We start from the raw sequence: 24,384 nt of genomic DNA, 5'->3' as shown, positions 1-24,384 counted from the left end.
AATTGAAACCGTTTTTAATGAAGAAATAATACGTGTGACAACTTGCGCAGCCGATGTGTAAAAAAGGCACATTGTTTTTCGTGAGAGCGCTGTTTTTTCGTTATACTGGGAGCAAAACCATATCAGGAGGGATTGTCATGTATAAAGCCGCTGCAGCCGTCATATGTATGTGCTTACTCGCCGGCTGCCAATCAAATGAAAAGATGCAAACAAACAAACCCCATTCTCAAGCCGCGGCCAATCATGCCAAACGGGAAAACCACCATACAAAAGAGGAAAAACAGAAAAAACAGAAGGCGGAGCCCCGTTACTATATCAATCCGAAAAGCTTTGCTGTGGAAAAAATGGATGAACAGAAAGAGAAAAAACCGATCGCATTGGTAACGATCGATGACGCGCCTGATCAGCATGCCGCTGAGATTGCGGACAAACTGCATGATCTCAATGCGTCAGCGATCTTTTTTGTAAACGGACATTTTTTGAAAAAAGATGAAAATAAGAAAGCGCTTAAGCATATTCATGAGTTAGGTTTTATGATCGGTAATCATACAATGACTCATCAAAACTTAAAAGATCTTTCCGAACAAAAACAACGGGAAGAAATCATTGGCGTCAATAAAGCGGTTGAAAAGGTAATAGGAGAGAAACCCGCATTTTTCAGGGCGCCTTTCGGAAGCAATACGGACTACAGTGACAGACTTATAAAAAAAGAAGGTATGGTGAAAATGAACTGGACCTTCGGGTATGATTGGGATCAGAAATATCAATCCAAAAAAGCGCTTACCGATATCACACTGAACAGTCCTTATCTGCGGGACGGGGCCAACATATTGATGCATGACCGGAAATGGACGGCGGAAGCCATGCCGGACATTGTAAAAGGATTGCGTCATAAAGGATATACTGTGATTGACCCTCGAGCTATAAAAAGACCGTAAAAAATAAATGTGTTATACAATTTATCAGTTGACATATTAAATGTGACATAATAATATAATAACAACAAGTGAAAATTAAGCGTTTTCAAATTCTGAGAAATGGGGAATGACAGATGGGTACAATTGTTTGCCAAGACTGTAACGAAGCGATTCATTACTTTGAGGATGAGAAGGTCACGACGTTATACGGAACATGCTGCGGACAATGCCAGTGTCATCTTGAAGAAGAGTAAAAAGCGTAAAAAGGCCCGAAACGATTTCGTTTCGGGCTTCTTTATGTTTATTGGATGGCTTTTTGCTCTTTGATGACTCTGATCATTTCAAGCGTTGCATCTTCGGGACCCTGCACAGGAAGGCCGGCGTCCAAGTTTTTAAAAATGTAGCTGATATTTTCTTCAGTAATGATCTCACCCGGAATAAAGATCGGAATTCCCGGCGGGTACACCATGACAAACTCTGCGATGATCCGTCCTGCGGATTCTTTTAACGGAATGACTTCCGTATTTGCGTAAAACGCGTCTCTTGGCGTCATCGCTAGCAGAGGAATTTCAGGAAGCAGAACTTCGGTTTGCTGATGAGCATAGTCATTGTCGGAAGCCTGCTTTGAAATGTCTGTAAGCGCGCTTACAAGACGGTCGGCATCTCCCGCTCTGTCGCCGGGGGTGAAAATACATAAAATATTATACAAATCGGACAGCTCGACTTCGATATTATATGATTCGCGGAGCCATTTTTCAACGTCATGACCCGTCAGTCCGAGGTTTTTGACCGAAATGATTAATTTAGTCGGATCATAACTGAATGCAGCTTTAGACCCTGTGATTTCTTCGCCGACACAGCGGATGCCTTCAATTTGATTGAGGCGTTTCCGTGTCTGATCCGCCAGCAGAATCGTATCTTCAAGAAGGTCGCGGCCTTCTGTAGCGAGGCGTTTTCTTGCGACATCCAGTGAAGCCAGAAGCAGATAGGATGTTGACGTTGTCGTCAGCATGCTTAAAATCGACTGTACTCTTTCTTTGGAAACAAGACCTTCTCTCACATTTAAAATGGAGCTCTGCGTCAGGGAGCCTCCCAATTTGTGCACGCTTGTGGCTGCCATATCAGCGCCCGCCTGCATGGCGGACAGAGGAAGCTTATCATGAAAATGAATATGCACGCCGTGCGCTTCATCGACAAGCACAGGCACATCGAAAGAATGCGCGAGCTTTACAATGCTGCTCAAGTCAGCTGCCACACCGAAGTACGTCGGATTTATGACAAGCAGGCCTTTTGCGTCAGGGTGCTCCGTCAAAGCCCGCTCGGCGGACTCAAGCGTAATGCCGTGAGAAATTCCGAGCTCATCGTCAATTTCCGGGTGAATAAAAATCGGCACCGCTCCGGAAAATACAATGGCCGACATAATGGATTTATGAACGTTTCTAGGGATGATGATTTTATCTCCGGGTCCGCATACGGCCATGACCATCGTCATAATGGCGCCGCTCGTCCCTTGTACGGAAAAGAAGGTATGGTCTGCGCCGAATGCTCGAGCGGCCAGATCCTGGGCTTCTTTAATGATGCCCTTTGGCGCATGTAAATCATCCAGGGGCTCGATATTAATTAAATCTATGCTTAACGCGTTTTCTCCGATAAATTGTCTGAATTCCGGATCCATTCCCGCGCCTTTTTTATGGCCCGGAATGTGGAATTGGACAGGCTGTCTGTCCGCGTGCTTTTTCAGTCCGCTGTACAGGGGTGTTTCATGTTGCGGCAATTGTTTTCCCACCTTTATCATAATACCTACGGATTAGTTTGTATTACATTCAGTTTTATTACCCGTTTTTTAAACGTAAAACAAATGAATTATATTATGAACTTGAAAGAAAGTAAAGAACAATTTATGATCTATGGAAGATGCTTATTTTGAGCATGATTATAAAGGAGTGAAGACATTTGGAATATCAATATCCGATGAATGAGGACTGGACGACAGAGGAGGCCGTGGATGTCATTGCTTTTTTTCAGCAGGTGGAAAACGCCTATGAAAAAGGAGCTGACCGAGACAGACTTCTGAATGCGTACCGCCGCTTTAAAGAAATCGTTCCCGGGAAAGCGGAGGAAAAGAAAATCTGCAGCCAATTTGAAGCTGACAGCACCTATTCCCCTTATCGGACTGTGAAACAGGCGAAACAATCAGATCAAGCGATTATCAAAATGTAGACAAAGCGAGCCGGCAATCGGCCCGCTTTTTATTTTATGAGACTTTCTGAGTCAGTGTGTATAAAAAGGAAAGCTTCCTAAAAGCATCTTCAATGGTTTGCAGGAATTCATTGTTGTTCATGTTGATCACGTCTTCTTTTTGCAGCTGAATGCCGCACAAAAGCTCTGCTTTTTTCACTGTCTGCAGGCGTTCAAATAATGTTTTCAGCTGCTCCTGATCCATGTCGGACTGCTTGTACGCCCCTGGCTTCGTATGATCCGGCGACCATACAAAATGACCGGGAATCTGTTTTGTGATGTCCTCCTGCTTCGCTTCCAGCAATCTGCCGTATTCCTCTTTTATCGGAGATTCATAAATGATGGCAAACCATACAAACATATGGGTGTCCCATAAACCGATCTGAAAGTGAGGGAGTTTCTTATACCCGCGTTTGCTGTTGGCAAAGGCAACCCAGCTGTCAGCCGGCGGGTTGACAGATCTTCTCGCGTGCTTGGCGACATGCGGAAACATTTCATCGCCTGTCAATGCTGACAATGTCGGTGCGAAATGCTCTCCTAACAAGGTCAGCTTCGGGCGGACTTGTTCTTTTAACACCTCCATGCGCGGATCTAAACCTTCTATTGTAAATGTATCGAAGTCTTCTTTTGTAAAACGCATCTGAGTCATCTTTTTCCTCCTTATCGTAAGTATTCATATTTTACCACAGCCGCCGCCGGCCGCAAAAACATTGAGAACGTTTGAGCCGAGAGGATTGGTGGTAAAAAACGAATAGGTAAACACACAATTTTAAGAATGTTGTTACAGCCGAATATAAGTTTCCATACGATATAAGAAGTATCATTAATAAATTGGAAAAATGGGATGCTTTTTTAACAAATGATCTCTGGAAGGGGCGAAAGACAATGAGGCAAGTGGTGAAGGAAGGATTCAGGGAGGAAAAAAATAACCGTGTAGCTGTCTGGAGACTAGAGGTTGATTATGAATTGGCAACCCTGTATGAGGCCATGCAAAAAGAGAATGCAGATCAAATCGATCTTAGCAAAAGAAAACTGGAACGTCTCAGAAAAGAATGGATTCGGCTTAACGGATAAAGAATAGTAAAAACGAACCGCAGGAAATGGTTCGTTTTTACGTGAGAAGGCATTTTTTTCATTTTCCTTGCTTTTTCATCGCCTTTATCAGTATGCTATAGAATAAGCTATACATAGAAAAGAGGTACACGGTATGACAAATTGGACGGAAATTGATGATATCGCAAAACAATGGGTAAAAGAAGCCGGAACGAGAATCAGACAATCCATGCAGGAAAGCTTGACGATTGAAACAAAATCAAATCCGAATGATTTAGTCACAAATATTGATAAAGAGACGGAACGCTTTTTCATTGACCGTATACAGGGAACTTTTCCCGGACACCGGATTCTCGGAGAAGAAGGGCAGGGAGATAAGCTCCGCTCCCTTGACGGAATCGTCTGGATCATTGATCCGATTGACGGAACGATGAATTTTGTCCATCAAAAGCGGCATTTCGCGATCTCCATCGGCATCTTTGAAGACGGAAAAGGCAAAATCGGCTTAATTTATGATGTGATGCAGGACGAGCTGTATCACGCATTCAGCGGAAAAGGGGCTTATCTGAACGACACGCCGCTTGCTCCTTTAAAAGAAGCTTCCATTGAAGAAGCCATTATTGCAATCAATGCCACATGGGTGACGGAAAACAGAAGGATTGACCCGAGTATTTTGGCGCCGCTCGTAAAACGGGTCAGAGGAACGCGTTCCTACGGTTCGGCGGCACTTGAGCTGGCCAGTGTTGCGGCCGGCCGCATTGACGCATACATTACGATGAGGCTCGCGCCGTGGGATTACGCTGCCGGCTGCGTGCTGCTGAACGAAGTCGGGGGCATTTACACGACCACAGACGGCGAACCGTTTACGTTTTTAGACAACCACAGCGTGCTTGCGGGCAATCCGGCAATACATAAAATTATCTTTGACGACTATTTACATGCTGACAGGTAGAGATTTTGAAGAAGAAGATCTCGGGTTTCTGGAGCAGCTGGCGGCTGCACACCCGGTGTGGAAAAACGAAGAGTTCGGAACAAAAAATGCGGCGGAGTTTATGCTTGCATACTCCATGTACAATGGAACGTGGCTCGTATGGGAGATTGACGGCGCTCCTGCCGCCGTCAGTTTTCATTTGGAATGGGCGCCTTCAAACGGAAAACCGTGGCTCGGAACCGTGGCCGTCGCTCCGGAGGCAAAAGAGAAAGGAATCGGACGCGCGGTCATTGAAAAGATTGCGGGCCGGCTGAGAGGGGAGCATAAAGCGATGTTTTCAGCCGTTCCCCTGGACAGGCAGGAATGGGTTTTGTTTTTAAGCCAATGCGGCTTTGAACAGCTTAAGCTTGAAAAAGACGATCGGGAAAAGACATATATGATCATGGTGAAGCCATTGTGAAATGTTTCAGATATAAAAAAGAGACCGGATTTCTCCGGTCTCTTTTCTTGTTTACAAGCCGACCGCATTCCAGGCCGCTTCTACGCTTGCAGCGTCTTGAGAGCCGTAAAGGTCCCGCGCTGATTGAATCAAAGCTGCTTTTGCATCTTTAAAGTTTGATGACGGAGTGAGATATACCGTTAGTGCGCGATAGTAAATCTGCTCCGCTTTTTTCACGCCGATTTTTGTAATCGTGTTGTAAGCGGCTTTGTTCGGAATTCCGCTGTTTGTATGCACGCCGCCGTAGTCGCCGGCATCAGTGTTCGGAAGGTTTTGATAATTTTTGTAATGGTCGGGCTGTCCGTATTTTGTCGGAGTGGATAAACTGCGGAGAGCCGGCTGGCTGACCGTAATATCTTCACCGATATCCCAGTCCTCAGTATCGTTGAAGTATCCGAATACATCAGAGAAGGATTCGTTTAAAGCGCCCGGCTGATTTTCATAGTTCAGGTTGGCTGTTTCCTGTGTAACACCGTGTGTCATTTCATGGGCCGTTACGTCCATTGAACCGGAAAGAGGCGAGAAGAATGAGCCGTCACCGTCACCGTAAATCATTTGGTCGCCGATCCAGGCCGCGTTATTGTATTTGCTGCCGTAATGAACAGAAGATACGATTTTGCCGCCTTTATTGTCGTAGCTGTTGCGTTTAAACGTCTGATAGAAATAATCGTACACTTTGCCGAGATTGTAATGCGCATCAACGGCAGCGCGCTGAGAAGAAGTTGTGAACTGGTTGGTAGTGCTTGATACGAGCGTGCCCGGCAGGTTATACTGTCGGTTTTGCAGATCGTACGTAATAATTTGCGTTCCGGTAGGTTTAGAAAGATCGCGCATTACATATTTGCCGCTTTCAGAAGAAATATTTAATGAGACCGTTTTTCCTTTAAGAGTCGTACCTGTTCCGGTTGCAGCGGCATGCTCCACTTTGTTTTGCTTTTTCAGGACTTTCCCTGTCTCCGCATCAACGGTTACTTCCCAGTTAGCTGGTTCCGGTTCGATGTAGCGGATGGTTACATCATAGGCGAGGCGGTATTTACCGTCTTTTGTGGCCGCTGCTTTCAGCTCGGCTTTGTTTTTGTTTGCAACGTTGCCGTTAGAGACGGCTTCAGGTGATTTGCCGATTGCTTTAAAAGCATGATCCAGCGCCTGATTTGCAGATAATTTTTTGCTGTTTGCCGTTTTGGCAGAAGCATCGTTGTTTAATTCACCGTTAATCGCATAGACATTGTTGGATTTATCGACGTGAATAATGACTTGCGAGTCTTTCACAGGCACACCGTTAACGACAGGCACATAACGGAAGTGCTTGTAGCCGAGATCATCAGTCGTGTGGTCAATCAGCTTCAGTCTCTCGGAAGGGTTGCCTTTGAAGACTTTGCCGTTTTGTTTCAAGTATTGCTTGATTGCTTTGTCACTGACTGAAGGCAATTCAGATTGCACCAAAGAATGCTTCGGCACAAAGTTCGTCAGGTTTTCTTTAAGCTGAGGATTCTCAGCGGCCTGAACACCCGGAAGACTGATAGTTAAACTCATAAAGGAAGCGGCGACAGCAACAGACAATTTCTTACCTAAACCCACAATAAATCCCCCTTTTTGAAAATAATGAAAACTTATATTGTTATAATAAACCAGCATTCTCTCATTCTGCAATATAAAACTAGACTCCGCTGATGAATTGATAGAATCGTCCCGGAAAGGCTTCCGGCGGCCGGCATCGGGGGATAAGCCGAGAGGCACGTGTTGAATCAGACATGAGTCGAATGATGCGATTTATTCTGAAAAAAATGACAAATGAAGTCGGGAAAAATGATAGGGGAAAAATGTTCCGATCTGTAAAACTTTTTTTATAGCCGTTTGTCTAAACGGGTGAGGCCTTAATAAACGAAAAGGATTGTTTCAGATGTCAGAGATTTTCAGTCATTTTATTCAGCATTTCGACAGGTATTTCAAGAGCTGTCTTACGAAGAGATTGCTGATGTTTTGGACTGGAGTCTTTCGAAGGTGAAGAGCACCCTGTACAGGGCGAGAATGCAGCTGAAACAGCACTTGGCGGAAAAAAGGAAGGACGGACAGATATGACTTGCTGTTTAGTGAGAGATTTACTCCCTTTATATATTGAAGGCGATTGTGAAACAGAAACGGAGCGGTTTATTTCCCGCCATCTTGAATCATGCGGTAAGTGCGGGAGTTTATATCATATGATGAAGGAGCCGTTTGACCTCGGCAGCCCTGAGATGAAGGCGCCAGCCTGTTATGCAGAAGAAGAAAGGCGGTTTAAGGAACGGTATTACGGGAAGCTGCTGATAAAAGCAGCCTGTTTGTTCGGCGCTGTTTTCTTTATCATGCTGGTCCTTAAACTGCTGATTTAAAAAAACGCCCGGCTGAATGACCGGGCGTTTTAATCCGTTTACTCAGCCGGATGAAAGGCTGTATAAATGCCTTCAAGCAATTCCTGGGGCAGTGAATTAAAGAATCCGGCACACAGCTTTGCTTCTTTTTTTCCTGCTCCTGCTTTTTCAGCAAGTTCCTGATCAAACGTATACACACCGTCTTCTTCAATCAGCGCAGATTGAAGGATATGAAGACTTTGGGAAAAAGTGGTGAACAGCTGATCAACGATAAGGGCCTCTTTTTCCGTAAAGCCGAGCTCCACCGCTTTTTCTTTATTAAATGTATATTCGCCGTCCGTTTTCTCAATACATTGGGAAAGTACGGTTAAAAATTCGGTTGAACTGTCCCACAGCTTTTGAATGATCTGGGCTTGTTCTTGATCTAATCCCAATTCAACCGCTTTTTCACCGTCAAAATAATAGACACCGTCTTTTTCGTAAATCGATTGGCTGATGATGTCAATGAGTTTTGCCGCGTCTTCCGGTGTTTTCTCAGCGGAAGCCTGCAGGACATGCGGTTCATTTGCCTGAATCGTTTTTGCGCCGGCAGAATCAAGCGGACTGAATGCAAGCAAGGCGGCTGAGGCGGTTGCGGCGGCAGTTACAGCGGTTTTCTTCAAAAAAGATGTTTTCATTTCGTTCTCTCCTTGTCATGTGTATTTGCTTACAGCCACAAGTATAAAAAGACAATGATGGAATTGAAATAGGAGGTATGGTATTTTCTGCATAACGATGCCGGACTATTTCAGACTGCATATTCTGAGGGAATCTGCTGATGTAACTAGAATGGGAGCTGTCATTTCCGGCTTCCTGACTAGGCGGCGGGGGAGATAAGCCTTACATCTGGAGCCTGTTTTGAGGATGTAAAAAAGCCTGAATCTTTGATTCAGGCTTCATTAGATATTTTCTTTCCATGTTTACGGAATTTTGCAAAGGGTCATGCTTTTAATCAAGCAGTCCCTGTTCGCGCATTTTTTTCTTTACGGTGAAACCGCTTCCCATCATGGCGATAACGAGAACAATGCTTCCGATGATGCCCCATGCGCTTTTCTCAGCGATTGATACGCCGATCAGCATCATGCTGAAGACTGCTGCGAATGCAAATAATAATAAGAGCCAATTCAATTTTTTCATATTTCCATCCCCTTTAACGTCATACTTTCAGTTTACAGAAAAACGTAACGCTTTTAAAGAGGATGTGTGGTATAATATGAAAGTTATCTAATTTTTTTAGGAGATGAAAATGTGAAACTTCGAAACGATCTTCGCAACATCGCGATTATTGCCCACGTTGACCATGGGAAAACGACTTTGGTAGACCAATTGCTTCACCAAGCCGGAACATTCCGTGCCAACGAAAATATTGCCGAACGCGCAATGGATTCAAACGATCTTGAACGTGAACGCGGTATTACAATTCTTGCGAAAAATACTGCGATTAACTATAAAGATACACGCATTAATATTTTGGACACTCCGGGACACGCCGACTTCGGCGGAGAGGTAGAACGGATTATGAAAATGGTTGACGGCGTTCTGTTAGTCGTGGACGCATATGAAGGCTGCATGCCGCAAACCCGTTTCGTACTGAAAAAAGCCCTTGAGCAGAACTTAAATCCGGTTGTCGTCGTAAACAAAATCGACCGTGATTTCGCCCGCCCGGAAGAAGTCATTGATGAAGTGCTTGATTTGTTCATCGAGCTTGACGCAAACGAACAACAGCTTGAGTTCCCTGTCGTCTACGCTTCTGCGATTAACGGAACGGCAAGTCTGGATCCGAAAAAGCAGGACGAAAATATGGAATCACTGTATGAAACGATTCTTGAACATGTCCCTGCCCCGGTAGATAACGCCGAAGAGCCTCTTCAATTCCAAGTGGCGCTGCTTGATTACAATGATTATGTCGGCCGTATCGGTATCGGACGCGTTTTCCGCGGCACGATGAAAGTGGGTCAGCAGGTTTCATTGATGAAACTTGACGGAACGGTAAAATCATTCCGTGTAACGAAAATCTTCGGTTTCCAGGGATTGAAACGCGTGGAAATTGAAGAAGCGAGAGCGGGAGACCTCGTTGCCGTTTCGGGCATGGAAGACATCAACGTCGGTGAAACGGTTTGTCCGGCTGACCACCATGAGCCGCTGCCGGTTCTGCGCATTGATGAGCCTACGCTTCAAATGACATTTGTCGTAAACAACAGCCCGTTTGCAGGCCGTGAAGGCAAATATGTCACAGCCCGCAAAATTGAAGAGCGTCTGAACGCGCAGCTTCAAACAGACGTCAGTCTTCGTGTCGAACCGACTGCATCACCTGACGCATGGGTTGTTTCAGGACGCGGTGAGCTTCACCTGTCCATTTTAATTGAAAACATGCGCCGTGAAGGCTATGAGCTTCAAGTGTCTAAACCTGAAGTTATCATTAAGGAAATCGACGGCGTAAGCTGCGAGCCTGTTGAGCGCGTGCAGATTGACGTGCCTGAAGAGCATACCGGTTCTGTTATGGAATCAATGGGTGCGAGAAAAGGCGAAATGCTTGATATGATTAATAACGGAAACGGCCAGGTCCGCCTGATCTTTACCGTACCTTCACGCGGACTCATCGGCTATTCTACTGAGTTTCTGTCACTGACACGCGGTTTCGGTATCCTGAACCACACGTTTGACAGCTATCAGCCGATGCAAAAAGGCCAAGTCGGAGGCCGACGTCAGGGTGTGCTCGTTTCCATGGAAAACGGAAAAGCGACATCTTACGGAATTCAAGGTATTGAAGACCGCGGCGTCATCTTCGTTGAGCCTGGAACAGAAGTATATGAAGGCATGATTGTCGGTGAACATAACCGTGACAATGACCTTGTCGTCAATGTCAGCAAAATGAAACAGCAGACAAACGTCCGTTCCGCTACGAAGGATCAAACGACTACGATTAAGAAAGCGCGCATTATGTCGCTTGAAGAATCACTCGAGTACTTAAACGAAGATGAATACTGTGAAGTAACGCCGGAATCCATCCGTTTAAGAAAGAAAATCCTGAATAAAAACGAACGTGAAAAAGCGGCGAAAAAGAAAAAAACAGCAGGAATGTCTTAATCACTTGCAGAATTTGAAAAGGTAGAACCCGAACGGAAAAGGGGAGGGGGATCCTTTTGAATGAAGTAAGTGAACGGCTGTCGTTCTTTGCGGCTCTTTACCAAGTGGATGAGCATCCGCTGACGGGAATGTGGCTGTTATACGGAACGATCGTCGTGCTTTCGGTGATTGTATTTAAACTCGGCTTTGCCAAACGGCTGCCGGTGTTGAAGGCTGCGGCAGTTTATCTCTTTCTCGTGCTCGGCTGCACCGTGCTGACTTTTTTCGGTGTGTTTCTGCCGGTCGGAGAAGGGCTTGTTGTCGCCGCCTTGATTTTGATCGTTTACAAAATCCGTCTGCACCAGTCCAAAAAAAGCCAGTCAGCTAAACCGCAATAAAAAAATGACCTTGCCTTCCGGCGGGTCATTTTTTATTCGGTTTATTTTTTCAGTTTATCTTTTTTCGCTTTTTGTCCGGGATGAAAGGAAAAGTGTCCGGTATTCAGCCGCGCCTCCGTTTTGACTTTGATTCGGTCATGGCATTCCCGGCACATATATGTATGAATCGGACGATTGCGGAGGCGTTTGGCTGTCAGTGTTTCATCATCAATTTGTTCGATTTTGTCGCAAATGGAACATTTTACTCTCATTGATTTTCACCTCTTTCACTATGACAAGCATTATAACATGGATGCCCCTCCTGCCAAAGGGAAAGAAAGCAGCGCCCTTCCTTTGGAGCGGGCGCTGCTTTTTACCGGCGGTTTTTCATATGATGATCCGATTGATCGTTCTGTTCGTTTTGCAGCTTGTTCTGGTCTCTTTCGTTCAGCTGATCATCATTCGATTGAGTCGGTGATTCTTTTTCATTGTCGGTCACATCATTCGGGACTTCCGGCATGACACGGCCGACGATGGCGGCAAGTTCGTCCAAAATGCCTGAAACGGGGCGGCCGGCCTTAATGTCGCTGCCCATGCCTCTCAGACGGGAAACCGTATCAGGATCAGCCACGACAACGGCATTGGCGCCGTAAGGATCGTTTTTTAACGCCTGGGCAACCGTGTATTTAATGCTCTCCACTTTGCTTCTTTCTAAATTGTCATCCACATCGATACCGACAACGGAGTATCTTCCGAGTACAACCGCGGTGGCATCTGAAATGCCGGGGATTTTTTCGGTTACCTCGACGAGATGCTTAGCGATGTCTGTCCGGCCGGGATTTTCAGCTGTCTCAGGAGCCGTATTTTTCACATGGATCGGTTTTGCATCGCGCTGATCGGCTGATTCGTTCTGAATATTGCGGCCGCGGCCGTCCTGTACAGCAGTGCAGCCGGTAAGGATAAACAAGGCTTGTATGATAATGAAAAGAATTCGCACGTCAGATTTCCTCCTTGAATGCTTTCATTTATTTATTGTTGAATTAACCTTCTATCTTTATTCACCAAATCATATATTTTAGCAGGCATCCCCGTTTTTCGCGGAAAGAGAAGCACACGATGGGCTTTGATCCTTATTTCAGGAGGCTGAGACTTGAGTAAAATTTATGTGTTAGATACGAATGTACTTTTGCAGGATCCTAACGCCATTTTTTCCTTTGAAGAAAACGAAGTTGTCATCCCCGCCGTCGTGCTGGAAGAGGTCGATTCAAAAAAGCGGTATATGGACGAGGTCGGGAGAAATGCGAGGCACGTATCTAAGCTGATAGACGGGCTCAGGGAGAAAGGAAGGCTGCACGAGAAAGTTCCGCTTGAAAGCGGAGGAACGCTCAGAATTGAACTGAACCACCGATCATTTCACCAGCTCCAAGAAATTTTTATCGAAAAAACGAATGATAACCGCATTTTGGCGGTGGCAAAAAATTTAAGCCTTGAGGAGGAAACGAAAGAAAACGGCCGCCTCGTCATCCTGGTCAGCAAAGATGTGCTTGTCAGGGTAAAGGCGGATGCCATCGGGCTTTTGGCGGAGGACTTTTTAAACGACAGAGTCGTTGACCATGATGAAATATATAGCGGGTACAAAGATATATTTATGAATAAAGAGCGGTTTGCCTCGTTTTATAAAGACAAACAAATTTCAGTCAAGGAGCTTCAGCAGCATCAGGTTTATCCGAATCAATTTGTGCTGATGAAAGATGAATTAGGAGGATCTTCGTCTGCGGTCGGCATGACAGATAAGAAAGGCGAGACCGTAAAAAGACTCGTTTTCGATGATGAGCACGTATGGGGTATCAGGCCGAAGAACGTCCAGCAGACAATGGCGCTTGAACTCCTGCTGAGGGAAGATATCCCGCTTGTCACCCTGATCGGAAAAGCGGGAACGGGAAAAACCTTGCTTGCTCTCGCGGCAGGGCTTCTGCAGACGGAGGATCTCGGTATTTATAAAAAACTGATCGTCGCGCGTCCCATCGTCCCGGTGGGAAAGGATATCGGATATTTGCCTGGCGAAAAAGAGGAAAAGCTCAAGCCGTGGATGCAGCCGATCTTTGATAATCTTGAATTTTTATTCAATGCGAAAAAGCCGGGTGAACTTGAAGCGATTTTGGCAGGAATCGGATCGATTCAGGTGGAGGCGCTGACATACATTCGGGGGAGAAGCATTCCGGATCAGTTTATTATTATTGATGAGGCTCAGAATTTGACGAGGCACGAGGTCAAAACGCTTTTGACTCGGGTGGGAGAGGGCAGCAAAATTGTCCTGATGGGCGATCCGGAGCAAATAGATCACCCATACTTAGACAGTTTAAACAACGGACTTGCTTATGTGGTAGAACGGTTTAAAGAACAAACCGTCTCCGGCAGCGTGAAGCTTGTGAAAGGTGAGAGATCCGGCCTTGCACAGCTCGCCGCCGATTTGTTATAAAACTTCGATTTCTGTGACGCCCGTTATCGGTTTTTCAAAGTCTCCGTCCACGTAAAAATGGACCGGGCCGCCGTCTTGAAGGGGTTTCCCTGCATCGCTGAAATGCGCGATTGCGTCCATCGCCTTTTCTAGCGGCACTTCGGTTCTTTCTGATTTTGAAATAAATGCGCACAAGACAGCGCTTTCTTTCGGCTCGGCATTTGCTAAAACAGCGCCGAGCTTCATGGCGAAGCTGCCGTTCATCAGTCTTTCTTTTTCATAACGTTTTTCGCTTTTTAAAGTCGGCGGCGAAATGCGCCCTTCTCTGATCACTCGTTCCGGATCAAGCGTATGCTCCTGGGTTTCTGCAGAGCCGTCCGGATGAACGGGCTGATTTTTTTCAAACGGAAACTTGCGGTCATCGAAAATCCAGACACTCGGATCAATTGTAATCGGATATGTAACATTGCCTTTTACCTGAATAACGCTCATGGTGAAGCCCCCCTTTACTTAAAGTATAAAAGTTTTCGCATGAATTGTCACTTTGCGTCGCAAATTAGATGTATACAACGGCAGCGAAGTGAGGATGATCGACATGGTATGCCGGCATTACCAAGAGCTGGACGCATTAGTTCAGGAAGCGAAAAAAAGAACCGAAGAAGGCAAAGTGGCAGACTATATTCCGGCTCTGGCTGAATCTGAACAAGACAGCCTTTCGGTCACGATTTATCATGCGGAAAATACATGTCTGACGGCAGGAGACGCCGACCGGACATTTACGCTGCAGAGCATTTCGAAAGTGCTTTCTCTGGCGCTCGTACTGATGGATTACGGAAAGGAAAAGGTGTTCAGCTGCGTGGGTCAGGAGCCGACCGGCGACCCGTTTAATTCCATGATTAAGCTTGAAACAGTGAATCCGGGCAAGCCTTTAAATCCGATGATTAATGCGGGAGCTCTCATCGTTACGGGTTTCATTAAAGGGCATTCGCCGAAAGACCGCCTGGATTACCTGCTCGGATTCATCAGAAGACTTGCGAATAATCAGGACATTACATATTGCAGACATGTCGCGGAATCGGAATTCAGTTCATCCATGATTAATCGGGCCATGTGTTATTACATGAAGCAGTATGACATTTTTAAAGGCGATGTTGAAGAGGTCATGGATTTGTATACAAAACAGTGCGCGATTAAGATGAGCAGTCTGGATTTAGCCAAAATCGGCTGTGTATTCGCCCTTGACGGCAAGCATCCGGAAACCGGGGAGCAGGTCATTAAAAAAGATGTGGCGAGAATCTGCAAGACGTTTATGGTGACATGCGGCATGTACAATGCGAGCGGGGAATTCGCGATTAAGGTCGGCATTCCCGCTAAAAGCGGCGTTTCGGGAGGGATCATGGGCATTTCGCCGTACAACTTCGGAATCGGTATATTCGGCCCGGCGCTTGATGAAAAAGGCAACAGCATCGCGGGTGTGAAGCTTTTGGAAATCATGTCTGAGAAATACAGGCTGAGTATTTTTTGAAACATTTTTTATCATAACATCTGCTTAAATTCTCTTGCAATTTCATCTGATACCCTTTATGATAAATAGAAGAATTAGGTACTCGCCTGGGGAACGGAGGGATACTTTTGGCTTCAGAGATTATAGTTGACCATCAGCAGAAAGCATTCGAGCTGTTGAAGTTAGATGCTGAGAAGATTTTGAAGCTGATCCGAGTACAAATGGATAACTTAACGATGCCTCAATGTCCTCTGTATGAAGAGGTCTTGGATACTCAGATGTTCGGACTGTCGAGGGAAATCGATTTTGCTGTCCGCCTGGGATTAGTTGACGAAAACGACGGCAAAGAGCTGCTGGACAGACTTGAAAGAGAACTGTCTGCTTTGCATGACGCGTTTACAGGAAAATAAATGATCAAACTCAAACTATTCAACGGTTTGGGTTTTTTTATAACCGTAAACCGTTTTTTTTGCATCTTCTTTTCGTAAGACGGTCTCTTAATCTGCATTTCATCCGAAAAACTATAAAGAAACTGCGTAAAATGTTTATGAATTATAGTAAAATATAATACGCAATAGGTATTAAACGTAAGCTTTAAGCAGGAAAGAGGATGTTATGTTTAAAAGAATGTTAAAATCTTACGATTATTCATTGATATGCGCTATCATTCTGCTGTGCAGTTTCGGATTGGTAATGGTATACAGCTCAAGCATGATTACCGCCGTTATGCGTTACGGCGTGAGCAGCGACTATTTCTTTAAACGGCAGCTGTTCGCCGTCATCGCGGGGTTTGTGCTGTTTATCATCGCGGCCGTTTTTCCGTACAAAGTGTTCGCCCATCAAAAGATTCAGAAATTCATACTGCTTGCGTCAGTGGCTGCGCTTTGCGCGCTGTTTGTTTTCGGACATGTTGCCGGAAACGCGCAAAGCTGGTTTAAAATCGGCGGAATGGCCATTCAGCCGGGGGAATTTGTCAAGCTGACCCTGATACTGTACCTTGCCGCGGTATACGCAAAGAAACAAAGCTACATCGATCAGCTTTTGACGGGGGTTGCTCCGCCGGTGATCGTCACCGTAGTTATTTGTGCGCTTATCGCCATTCAGCCCGACTTCGGAACGGCGATGATTATCGGTCTGATCGCGTTTTGCGTCATTATGTGTTCGGGATTCAGCGGAAGGACCCTGCTCAGGCTGGTGCTCATGGCGGGAATCGTATTGCTCCTTGTCAGCCCGATCATCTATCTGAAATGGGACGATATTTTGACACCCGGGCGTATGAGCCGGTTTGAAAGCCTTGAAAATCCATTTAAATACGCCAGCACATCAGGCCTGCAGATTATAAATTCGTATTATGCGATCGGCTCAGGCGGTTTTTTCGGTCTCGGTCTTGGAGAAAGCATTCAAAAATACGGTTATCTGCCTGAATCGCATACAGACTTTATTATGGCGGTTATTTCAGAGGAGCTCGGCATTTTCGGCGTCCTGTTTGTCATTGTGCTGCTGGCTTTTGTCGTGTTAAAAGGTTTTTATATTGCGAGAAAATGTGAAGATCCGTTCGGGAGCCTTTTGGCAATCGGGATATCCAGCATGATTGCGATTCAGACCTTTATCAATCTCGGCGGTGTCAGCGGTTTAATTCCGATCACAGGTGTTCCGCTGCCGTTTATCAGCTACGGAGGGTCATCAATGTTTTTGTTATTAACGAGCGCCGGTATATTGGTGAATGTCAGCATGCATGTCAAGTACTCAGAAAAGAAGAAAAAGAGGGAGCCCGTTCCGTCTAAGGGGGTAAAAAGACGGCAGACGGAAAAAACTGTGTATCTCTAAAAAACAAGTGTATACACAGGACGGATATTCCTTTATTATAAACTACATATTTATTAGGCCAAGGGGGAGAAAAGTTTGTCACAACAATCCATCCAAAAAGTGTTAGTAGCAAACAGGGGAGAAATTGCGATCCGGATTTTCCGGGCGTGCACAGAATTGAACATCAGAACGGTAGCCGTTTATTCAAAAGAAGATTCGGGCTCCTATCATCGCTATAAAGCGGATGAAGCTTATCTAGTGGGAGAAGGCAAAAAACCGATTGACGCGTATCTTGATATTGAAGGGATTATTGAGATCGCAAAAAGAAACGGCGTAGATGCCATTCATCCGGGCTACGGATTTCTCTCTGAAAATATCCGATTTGCGAGACGCTGTGAAGAAGAGGGCATCGTATTTATCGGACCGACGTCAGCGCATTTGGATATGTTCGGAGATAAGGTAAAGGCGAGGGAGCGGGCAGAAAAAGCCGGCATCCCCGTTATTCCGGGGAGTGACGGACCGGCTGAAACATTAAAAGATGTCGAACAATTCGCAAAAGTCCACGGATTTCCGTTTATTATTAAAGCATCGCTCGGAGGCGGAGGCCGCGGAATGAGAATCGTCCGAAGCGAAAGCGAATTGAAAGAATCGTTTGAGCGGGCCAAATCAGAAGCGAAAGCCGCATTCGGAAACGATGAAGTGTATGTTGAAAAACTGATCGAAAATCCTAAGCATATTGAAGTTCAGGTGATCGGAGATAAAGAAGGCAATGTCGTCCATCTGTATGAGCGGGACTGTTCCGTTCAGAGACGCCATCAAAAGGTCATTGAGGTGGCGCCGAGTGTATCTTTGCAGCCTGAATTAAGGGACGAGATCTGTGAAGCGGCTGTGGCGCTTGCGAAAAATGTCGGCTATATCAACGCGGGGACCGTGGAATTTCTCGTAGCGGGCGGTGAATTTTACTTTATTGAAGTGAACCCGCGCGTACAAGTGGAGCATACGATTACGGAAATGATAACGGGGGTTGATATCGTTCAGACGCAAATCCTCGTCGCGCAGGGCCACGGACTGCACAGCCGTGCCGTCAATATCCCTGAGCAGAAAGACATTTTTACAAACGGGTATGCGATACAATCACGTGTGACCACTGAAGATCCGCTGAATGACTTTATGCCTGACACGGGTAAAATTATGGCTTACCGCTCAGGCGGCGGCTTCGGCGTCCGCCTTGATACGGGAAACAGCTTCCAGGGCGCCGTCATCACGCCTTATTATGATTCACTGCTCGTCAAGCTGTCGACATGGGCGCTGACGTTTGAACAGGCATCAGCGAAAATGGTCCGCAACCTGCAGGAATTCAGGATCAGGGGCATTAAGACCAATATTCCGTTTCTTGAAAACGTGGCAAAGCATGAAAAATTCCTGACGGGCCAATATGACACATCGTTTATCGACACAACGCCTGAGCTGTTTGTTTTCCCAAAACAGAAGGACCGCGGAACAAAAATGCTTTCCTATATCGGCAATGTCACGGTGAACGGTTTTCCGGGAATCGGGAAAAAAGAAAAACCTGCATTTGATAAGCCTCAGACCGTTACGTTAGGTATCGGGGAAAAGCCGGCAAGCGGTACGAAACAGATCCTTGATGAAAGAGGCGCTGAGGGGCTTGCAGACTGGGTGAAAGAGCAAAAATCCGTGCTCCTGACCGATACAACGTTCAGGGATGCCCATCAGTCCCTGCTTGCAACCCGGATCAGATCCAATGATTTGAAAAAAATCGCGAATCCTACGGCTGCCCTGTGGCCTGAACTGTTCAGCCTTGAAATGTGGGGAGGCGCGACATTTGATGTAGCGTACCGTTTCTTAAAAGAAGACCCTTGGAAGCGCCTTGAAGATCTTCGCAAGGAAGTGCCGAACACATTGTTCCAGATGCTGCTTCGTTCATCAAATGCCGTCGGTTATACAAACTATCCGGACAATGTCATCCAAAAATTTGTCCGGCAGTCAGCGGAGTCAGGTATTGACGTATTCCGGATCTTTGACAGCCTGAACTGGGTAAAAGGGATGACGCTGGCCATCGATGCCGTCCGTGAAACCGGAAAAGTGGCGGAGGCTGCGATTTGTTACACGGGAGATATTCTTGATAAGACCCGGACGAAATATGATTTGCAATATTATCTTTCTATGGCGAAAGAGCTTGAGGCGTCTGGTGCGCACATTCTCGGCATTAAAGACATGGCTGGTCTTTTGAAACCTCAAGCCGCATACGAACTTGTCTCAGCGCTGAAGGAAACGATTGATATTCCCGTTCATCTTCACACGCATGATACGAGCGGCAATGGCGTCTTTCTCTATGCCAAAGCTGTTGAAGCGGGTGTGGACATCGTGGATGTCGCCGTCAGCTCAATGGCTGGTCTGACTTCACAGCCGAGCGCAAGCGGATTTTATCATGCCCTTGAAGGAAACAGCCGCCGTCCTGAAATGGATGTCCGGCAGGTGGAAAGACTGTCGCAATACTGGGAATCCGTCCGTCAGTATTACAGTGAATTTGAAAGCGGGATGAAGTCTCCGCATACTGAGATTTATAATCATGAAATGCCGGGCGGCCAGTACAGCAATCTGCAGCAGCAGGCAAAAGGAGTCGGCCTCGGTGATCGCTGGAATGAGGTGAAAGACATGTACAGCGTCGTCAACCGCATGTTCGGCGACGTCGTGAAAGTAACACCTTCTTCCAAAGTCGTCGGAGATATGGCGCTTTACATGGTGCAAAACAATTTAACAGAACAAGATGTTTATGATAAAGGCGAAACGCTTGATTTTCCGGATTCAGTCGTTGAGCTCTTTAAAGGGCAGATCGGCCAGCCGCACGGCGGATTTCCGGAAAAACTGCAAAAGCTCGTTCTGAAAGGGCAGACGCCGATCACGGTAAGACCGGGTGAGCTGCTTGAACCGGTATCTTTTGAAGGCATTAAAGAAGAATGGAAAGAAACACATCATATGGAATTGAGTGATCAGGACGCAATCGCGTATGCTCTTTATCCGAAGGTGTTTACTGAATATGTTAAAACGGCGGAACGCTTCGGTGATATTTCCGTATTAGACACACCGACTTTCTTCTACGGCATGACACTCGGTGAAGAAATCGAAGTGGAAATCGAGCGCGGAAAAACGCTGATCGTGAAGCTTGTATCTATCGGTGAACCGCAGCCAGATGCGACACGTGTCGTTTATTTCGAATTGAACGGCCAGCCGCGCGAGGTGGTCATTAAAGATGAAAGCATTAAATCATCCGTACAGGAAAAATTAAAAGCAGATCGGACAAACCCAAGCCACATTGCGGCATCCATGCCGGGAACCGTCATTAAATTGTTAACGGAAACCGGGGCAAAGGTGAATAAAGGCGATCATCTGATGATTAATGAAGCGATGAAAATGGAGACGACGGTACAGGCGCCGTTCTCCGGGACGATACAGCAGATTCATGTGAAAAACGGTGAACCGATTCAGACAGGCGATTTACTGATCGAAATTGAAAAAGCGTAAAAAATGAACATAAAAAAACCTGATCCGCCCTCGTGTGCGATCAGGTTTTTTAGATGTAAAAAGGCCGAAGCTCTAATGCTTCGGCCTTTTCATGTGCCTCAGATGTACCGCTGTTTTGATTCATAGCGGAAGCGGGCGATTAATAATAAGAAATAGCATAAGACGCCGAACAGGCCGGCAATAAAGAGCGAATGGGCAAGTGCAAAGCCGGTGGCCATTTCTGAATAAACAACCATGATTCCGGAGAGCGCCTGTAATACAACAAAGGCAAGAGCCGCTATCCAGCCCCCAAGAATCTGTTTTTGGTCTTTGTAGGAGCGCACCGCATGTGCAAAAGCGACAAGAATCCATACGAACAGAAGCAGCGCTGCCGTTCTGTGGCCCATCTGCACCCATTCCTGAAAATGGGACGGAAGCCCGTGATTCAGCCTGCTGCAAAGCGGAACGTCAGGGCAGGCAAGGCTTGATTTCGTATGGCGCACATAAGCTCCCGTATAAACGACGATATACGTGTAAATCGAAAGGCCGATCATATGAAACTGCATTTTCCTGCCGATTCTGAGCGGCTTGACGAGCTTTTTGTCTGATTTATCAGCTTCGAATATGAGCAGCGTCAAAATCAGAACAGAAGCGAAAGAAATCAGCGATATGCCGAAATGAAGCGCCATAACGAGCGCATTTGATCCGAAAACAACCGCTAATGCGCCGAGAAGCGCCTGTAAAAATAAAAAGATAATGGACATAATGGCGAGAAAGGTTGTTTCACGGAAAACAGGCGTGACTTTTCTCCATGCCCAAAAAGCGAGACTCAGCACGAGAACGATTGAGACACCGCTTGCGAGTCTGTGGCTCCATTCAATGATAGAAGCGGCGTTAAGCTCCGGGAAAAACCGGCCGTGGCAAAGCGGCCACTGCCTTCCGCATCCGAGACCCGATCCTGTCTTTGTGACAAGAGCGCCGCCGATCAGCACGACGAGCATAACGAATGTCGTCAGCACGCCGAGCGCTTTCAAAGCTTTATTCATTTTACATTCACCTTCTTAACAAACTGGACAAAATGATATACGTACCAAGTGTAAGCGAATATGTGTTTTGTGGCAATTCTCAATTCTGTTTGTTCACAAAAATATAATAGAATCAGGACTTCTTAGATAATGGGGTTGATTATTCCAGATGGGTCTGATAGAAATAAAGTAACCGCTTTATTATGAAACCGGCGGATTTGGTAAAATTCATAAAAAGTTCACAAATAAATTCCTGTTTCTCGTTTAATATTTAAGAGGATGTTTTTTTACAGGTGATTATCTTGTATGATAGAGTTGCAGGTCTTAAAAAACCTGCTTTAGGTTTGTAAGGGAGGTTTACGTTATGGCTAATTCCAGAATTTTAAACGATACAGCTATAGACGGACAGATTGAAGAGACGACGGCATGGAAGGATTTCCTTTCGCTTATCAAAATAGGAATCGTCAATTCGAATTTAATTACGACTTTTACCGGCATGTGGCTTGCGTTACATATATCCGGTCTGAGTTTTTTAGGCAATTTAAACACCGTGCTTCTTACATTAATAGGATCTTCTTTGATCATCGCCGGTTCTTGTGCGGTTAACAACTATTACGACCGTGATATCGATCATTTAATGGAACGCACGAAAGTAAGACCGACGGTAACCGGAAAGATTCAGCCGAATCAAGCGCTGTGGTCAGGAATTTTACTCATTGCTTTAGGACTTATCATGCTTTTGATGACCACCGTGATGGCAGCAGTCATCGGTTTTATCGGCGTGTTTACGTACGTTGTTCTTTATACAATGTGGACGAAACGCCGTTATACGATTAATACGGTTGTCGGAAGTGTATCAGGCGCCGTGCCGCCGTTAATCGGCTGGACAGCGGTTGAAGGGCACATCGGTGTTGTCGCGTGGGTTTTATTCATGATTTTATTCATCTGGCAGATTCCGCACTTTTTAGCGCTTGCGATTAAGAAGACGGAAGATTACAGAGCAGCGAATATTCCGATGCTTCCGGTAGTGCACGGCTTTGAAGTGACAAAAAGACAGATTATCGTCTGGGTCGCATGCCTGCTGCCGCTTCCGTTTTTCCTCGGCAGTCTCGGTCTTCCGATCGTCATTCTCGGCACTTTGCTGAATGTCGGATGGCTTGTTCTCGGACTGATGGGATTCCGCATGAAAAACATCATGAAGTGGGCAACTCTTATGTTTGTCTATTCGCTTAATTACATGACCATTTATTTTGTAGCGATGGTGGTCTTCACGCTTTTTTAATTGAATAATGAGCTTGTTTGATCGCCAAAACAAACAATGACAACTAGTAAACGCCGCCTTGACCTTTTGTTTAATCAGGCGGCTTTGCTTTTATACATAGATGGAATTTTAAGTAAAAAATCTCATATTTTAAGAAATGAGGAAAAGAAGTATTTCGGCTGGAAGCAGATTTACTGCTTGTGCATCTCGTACTGATTGAAAAAAGGGGTTGGGTGAAATGTTAAAGCGTTGGCGTCTTTTATCATTATTAGCCTTAGTGCCGCTTTTATTGAGCGGCTGTGGAAAACCGTTTCTGTCCACACTCAAGCCTGCCGGCGAAGTGGCTGATAAACAATATGATCTGACGGTGCTCAGCACACTTATCATGGTTGTCGTCGTTGCGGTCGTAGCAGTTATTTTCTTTTACGTCATTGTGAGATTCAGACGGTCGCGTATAGGGGAAGACACGATACCGAAACAGGTGGAGGGGAACCGTTTTTTAGAAATCACCTGGACCGTTATTCCGATCCTGCTTCTGATTATTCTTGTCATTCCGGTTGTCATCGATACATTGGCGCTGGCGGATACGTCGCCGATGGATAAGAAAAACCGTAAAGCAGAGGATGCGCTCGTGATTAATGTAAGGGCGAATTTATACTGGTGGGAATTCGAGTATCCTGATTACGGGTTTGTGACAAGTCAGGAGCTGATCGTTCCCACAGATGAACGCGTCTATTTCAAGCTGAAGTCCTCAGATGTGAAACACTCTTTCTGGATTCCGTCAGCCGGGGGAAAAATCGATACGAATACGGATAATGACAATACTTTCTTTCTGACCTTCGATTCTAAACGCAGCAAAGAAGCGGGAGAATATTTCTTCGGGAAATGCGCAGAGCTGTGCGGACCTTCACATGCGCTGATGGATTTCAAAGTGAAACCGCTGCCGTCAAAAGAATTTAAACAATGGACGAAAGCGATGAAAAATTATAAGCATACAACAGATTCCGGTTTAGCCGCGCAAGGAGAAGAGCTGTTTAAGGAAAAAAACTGCCTGAGCTGTCATGCGGTTGAGCCCAATGATAAACGGGCTGAAGCGGCAAGAACGGCTCCGAACCTCGCTACCTTCGGTGAACGGGTCAAAGTGGCCGGCATTAAGGATGCGAATAAAGAGAATATAAAAGCCTGGCTGAAAAATCCGGACAGCATTAAACCGGGCAATAAAATGACAGGCACTTATCCGAAGCTCTCGGACGCTGAAACGGATGCGCTGTATGAATATTTAAAAGGGCTGAAAGCGGAGAACAAGTGAGGACAGGGAGATATCAGGGGGGAGGTCGTAA

Annotated in this window: 25 protein-coding genes and 1 pseudogene; 17 read left to right on the top strand and 9 right to left on the bottom strand. The window is 45.9% G+C overall.

Annotated features, from left to right (window positions below; translation table 11 throughout):
• The first annotated feature begins 137 nt into the window (after window positions 1–137).
• Window positions 138–938: a polysaccharide deacetylase family protein gene (locus D5S11_RS05680; protein WP_032868032.1), complete on the top strand. Its 801-nt coding sequence runs from the start codon at window positions 138–140 to the stop codon at window positions 936–938.
• A gap of 113 nt (window positions 939–1,051) precedes the next feature.
• Window positions 1,052–1,171 (top strand): GapA-binding peptide SR1P, encoded by a 120-nt coding sequence (locus D5S11_RS05675; protein WP_003154518.1) that lies wholly within the window; start codon window positions 1,052–1,054, stop codon window positions 1,169–1,171.
• A gap of 47 nt (window positions 1,172–1,218) precedes the next feature.
• Here D5S11_RS05675 and D5S11_RS05670 read toward each other — a convergent pair whose 3' ends face one another.
• Window positions 1,219–2,691 (bottom strand): aminotransferase class I/II-fold pyridoxal phosphate-dependent enzyme, encoded by a 1,473-nt coding sequence (locus D5S11_RS05670; protein WP_007409666.1) that lies wholly within the window; start codon window positions 2,689–2,691, stop codon window positions 1,219–1,221.
• A gap of 179 nt (window positions 2,692–2,870) precedes the next feature.
• Between D5S11_RS05670 and D5S11_RS05665 the strand changes: the two genes are divergently transcribed.
• Window positions 2,871–3,137 carry a UPF0223 family protein gene (locus D5S11_RS05665; RefSeq protein ID WP_007409667.1) on the top strand — a complete coding sequence of 89 codons (267 nt, stop codon included), beginning with the start codon at window positions 2,871–2,873 and terminating at the stop codon, window positions 3,135–3,137.
• 34 nt (window positions 3,138–3,171) lie between these two features.
• On the opposite strand, the gene D5S11_RS05660 is transcribed toward D5S11_RS05665, so the two are convergent.
• Window positions 3,172–3,804, bottom strand: a complete 633-nt coding sequence (locus D5S11_RS05660; protein ID WP_007409668.1) for a DUF1054 domain-containing protein — start codon at window positions 3,802–3,804, stop codon at window positions 3,172–3,174.
• 236 nt (window positions 3,805–4,040) lie between these two features.
• On the opposite strand from D5S11_RS05660, the gene D5S11_RS05655 reads away from it, so the two are divergent.
• The 3 genes from D5S11_RS05655 (at window position 4,041) to D5S11_RS05640 (ending at window position 5,599) form a co-directional block, all read left to right on the top strand.
• Window positions 4,041–4,229 carry a hypothetical protein gene (locus D5S11_RS05655; RefSeq protein WP_007409669.1) on the top strand — a complete coding sequence of 63 codons (189 nt, stop codon included), beginning with the start codon at window positions 4,041–4,043 and terminating at the stop codon, window positions 4,227–4,229.
• Between the two features lie 133 nt (window positions 4,230–4,362).
• Window positions 4,363–5,160, top strand: a complete 798-nt coding sequence (suhB, locus tag D5S11_RS05645; RefSeq protein WP_007409670.1) for an inositol-1-monophosphatase — start codon at window positions 4,363–4,365, stop codon at window positions 5,158–5,160.
• Window positions 5,147–5,599 carry a GNAT family N-acetyltransferase gene (locus D5S11_RS05640; RefSeq protein WP_007409671.1) on the top strand — a complete coding sequence of 151 codons (453 nt, stop codon included), beginning with the start codon at window positions 5,147–5,149 and terminating at the stop codon, window positions 5,597–5,599. Before suhB ends, D5S11_RS05640 begins: the two co-directional genes overlap by 14 nt.
• Window positions 5,600–5,650: 51 nt before the next feature.
• Here the strand turns inward: D5S11_RS05640 and D5S11_RS05635 are convergent, their stop codons facing one another.
• A complete protein-coding gene (locus tag D5S11_RS05635) occupies window positions 5,651–7,216 on the bottom strand; it encodes a M4 family metallopeptidase (RefSeq protein ID WP_007409672.1) in 1,566 nt (521 codons plus the stop codon).
• A gap of 366 nt (window positions 7,217–7,582) precedes the next feature.
• Between D5S11_RS05635 and D5S11_RS05630 the strand changes: the two are divergent.
• Both D5S11_RS05630 and D5S11_RS05625 read left to right on the top strand, forming a co-directional pair.
• Window positions 7,583–7,717, top strand: a pseudogene (locus tag D5S11_RS05630) (RNA polymerase sigma factor); the annotation flags it as partial.
• Window positions 7,714–8,007 carry an anti-sigma factor family protein gene (locus tag D5S11_RS05625; protein ID WP_015239790.1) on the top strand — a complete coding sequence of 98 codons (294 nt, stop codon included), beginning with the start codon at window positions 7,714–7,716 and terminating at the stop codon, window positions 8,005–8,007. The pseudogene D5S11_RS05630 and the gene D5S11_RS05625, both read left to right, overlap by 4 nt.
• 38 nt (window positions 8,008–8,045) lie before the next feature.
• On the opposite strand, the gene D5S11_RS05620 is transcribed toward D5S11_RS05625, so the two are convergent.
• Both D5S11_RS05620 and D5S11_RS05615 read right to left on the bottom strand, forming a co-directional pair.
• Window positions 8,046–8,663, bottom strand: coding sequence for a hypothetical protein (locus D5S11_RS05620; RefSeq protein ID WP_053104322.1), 618 nt, complete (start codon window positions 8,661–8,663; stop codon window positions 8,046–8,048).
• 310 nt (window positions 8,664–8,973) lie between these two features.
• Window positions 8,974–9,162, bottom strand: a complete 189-nt coding sequence (locus tag D5S11_RS05615; protein ID WP_003154504.1) for a YlaF family protein — start codon at window positions 9,160–9,162, stop codon at window positions 8,974–8,976.
• Window positions 9,163–9,273: 111 nt separating this feature from the next.
• Between D5S11_RS05615 and typA the strand changes: the two genes are divergently transcribed.
• Window positions 9,274–11,112 (top strand): translational GTPase TypA, encoded by a 1,839-nt coding sequence (gene typA, locus D5S11_RS05610; RefSeq protein WP_007409675.1) that lies wholly within the window; start codon window positions 9,274–9,276, stop codon window positions 11,110–11,112.
• 56 nt (window positions 11,113–11,168) lie between these two features.
• Window positions 11,169–11,489, top strand: a complete 321-nt coding sequence (locus D5S11_RS05605; RefSeq protein ID WP_007611192.1) for a YlaH-like family protein — start codon at window positions 11,169–11,171, stop codon at window positions 11,487–11,489.
• 41 nt (window positions 11,490–11,530) lie between these two features.
• On the opposite strand, the gene D5S11_RS05600 is transcribed toward D5S11_RS05605, so the two are convergent.
• Window positions 11,531–11,740 (bottom strand): YlaI family protein, encoded by a 210-nt coding sequence (locus D5S11_RS05600; RefSeq protein WP_007409677.1) that lies wholly within the window; start codon window positions 11,738–11,740, stop codon window positions 11,531–11,533.
• A 101-nt stretch (window positions 11,741–11,841) separates the two neighbouring features.
• Window positions 11,842–12,465 carry a YhcN/YlaJ family sporulation lipoprotein gene (locus D5S11_RS05595; protein ID WP_014417659.1) on the bottom strand — a complete coding sequence of 208 codons (624 nt, stop codon included), beginning with the start codon at window positions 12,463–12,465 and terminating at the stop codon, window positions 11,842–11,844.
• Between the two features lie 153 nt (window positions 12,466–12,618).
• Here D5S11_RS05595 and D5S11_RS05590 point away from each other — a divergent pair, with 153 nt between their 5' ends.
• Window positions 12,619–13,947 (top strand): PhoH family protein, encoded by a 1,329-nt coding sequence (locus tag D5S11_RS05590; protein ID WP_015417407.1) that lies wholly within the window; start codon window positions 12,619–12,621, stop codon window positions 13,945–13,947.
• Here D5S11_RS05590 and D5S11_RS05585 read toward each other — a convergent pair.
• On the bottom strand, window positions 13,942–14,418 hold the full coding sequence (locus tag D5S11_RS05585) for a hypothetical protein (protein WP_007409680.1): 477 nt from the start codon (window positions 14,416–14,418) through the stop codon (window positions 13,942–13,944). The genes D5S11_RS05590 and D5S11_RS05585 overlap by 6 nt on opposite strands.
• 103 nt (window positions 14,419–14,521) lie before the next feature.
• Here D5S11_RS05585 and glsA point away from each other — a divergent pair, with 103 nt between their 5' ends.
• From glsA to pyc, 4 genes are all read left to right on the top strand, one after another.
• Window positions 14,522–15,451 (top strand): glutaminase A, encoded by a 930-nt coding sequence (glsA, locus tag D5S11_RS05580; RefSeq protein ID WP_015239797.1) that lies wholly within the window; start codon window positions 14,522–14,524, stop codon window positions 15,449–15,451.
• A 107-nt stretch (window positions 15,452–15,558) separates the two neighbouring features.
• On the top strand, window positions 15,559–15,840 hold the full coding sequence (locus D5S11_RS05575; RefSeq protein ID WP_003154494.1) for an Fpa/YlaN family protein: 282 nt from the start codon (window positions 15,559–15,561) through the stop codon (window positions 15,838–15,840).
• A 205-nt stretch (window positions 15,841–16,045) separates the two neighbouring features.
• On the top strand, window positions 16,046–17,257 hold the full coding sequence (locus tag D5S11_RS05570; RefSeq protein WP_108724988.1) for an FtsW/RodA/SpoVE family cell cycle protein: 1,212 nt from the start codon (window positions 16,046–16,048) through the stop codon (window positions 17,255–17,257).
• Window positions 17,258–17,332: 75 nt separating this feature from the next.
• Window positions 17,333–20,779 carry a pyruvate carboxylase gene (pyc, locus tag D5S11_RS05565; protein WP_108724987.1) on the top strand — a complete coding sequence of 1,149 codons (3,447 nt, stop codon included), beginning with the start codon at window positions 17,333–17,335 and terminating at the stop codon, window positions 20,777–20,779.
• 98 nt (window positions 20,780–20,877) lie between these two features.
• Here pyc and ctaA read toward each other — a convergent pair whose 3' ends face one another.
• Entirely contained in the window at window positions 20,878–21,804 is a 927-nt protein-coding gene (ctaA, locus tag D5S11_RS05560; RefSeq protein WP_007409684.1) for a heme A synthase CtaA, read from the bottom strand.
• Window positions 21,805–22,147: 343 nt separating this feature from the next.
• Here ctaA and cyoE point away from each other — a divergent pair, with 343 nt between their 5' ends.
• Together cyoE and coxB are read left to right on the top strand one after the other, a co-directional pair.
• Complete coding sequence (gene cyoE / locus D5S11_RS05555; protein WP_003154486.1) at window positions 22,148–23,065, top strand: heme o synthase; 918 nt, start codon at window positions 22,148–22,150, stop codon at window positions 23,063–23,065.
• Window positions 23,066–23,282: 217 nt separating this feature from the next.
• Window positions 23,283–24,353, top strand: coding sequence for a cytochrome c oxidase subunit II (gene coxB / locus D5S11_RS05550; protein WP_003154484.1), 1,071 nt, complete (start codon window positions 23,283–23,285; stop codon window positions 24,351–24,353).
• Window positions 24,354–24,384: the final 31 nt, after the last annotated feature.

This window comes from Bacillus sp. L75, assembly GCF_003676355.1.
In the GTDB taxonomy this organism is placed as follows: Bacteria; Bacillota; Bacilli; order Bacillales; family Bacillaceae; genus Bacillus; species Bacillus velezensis.
This window is presented reverse-complemented; position numbering and strand designations above follow the sequence as displayed.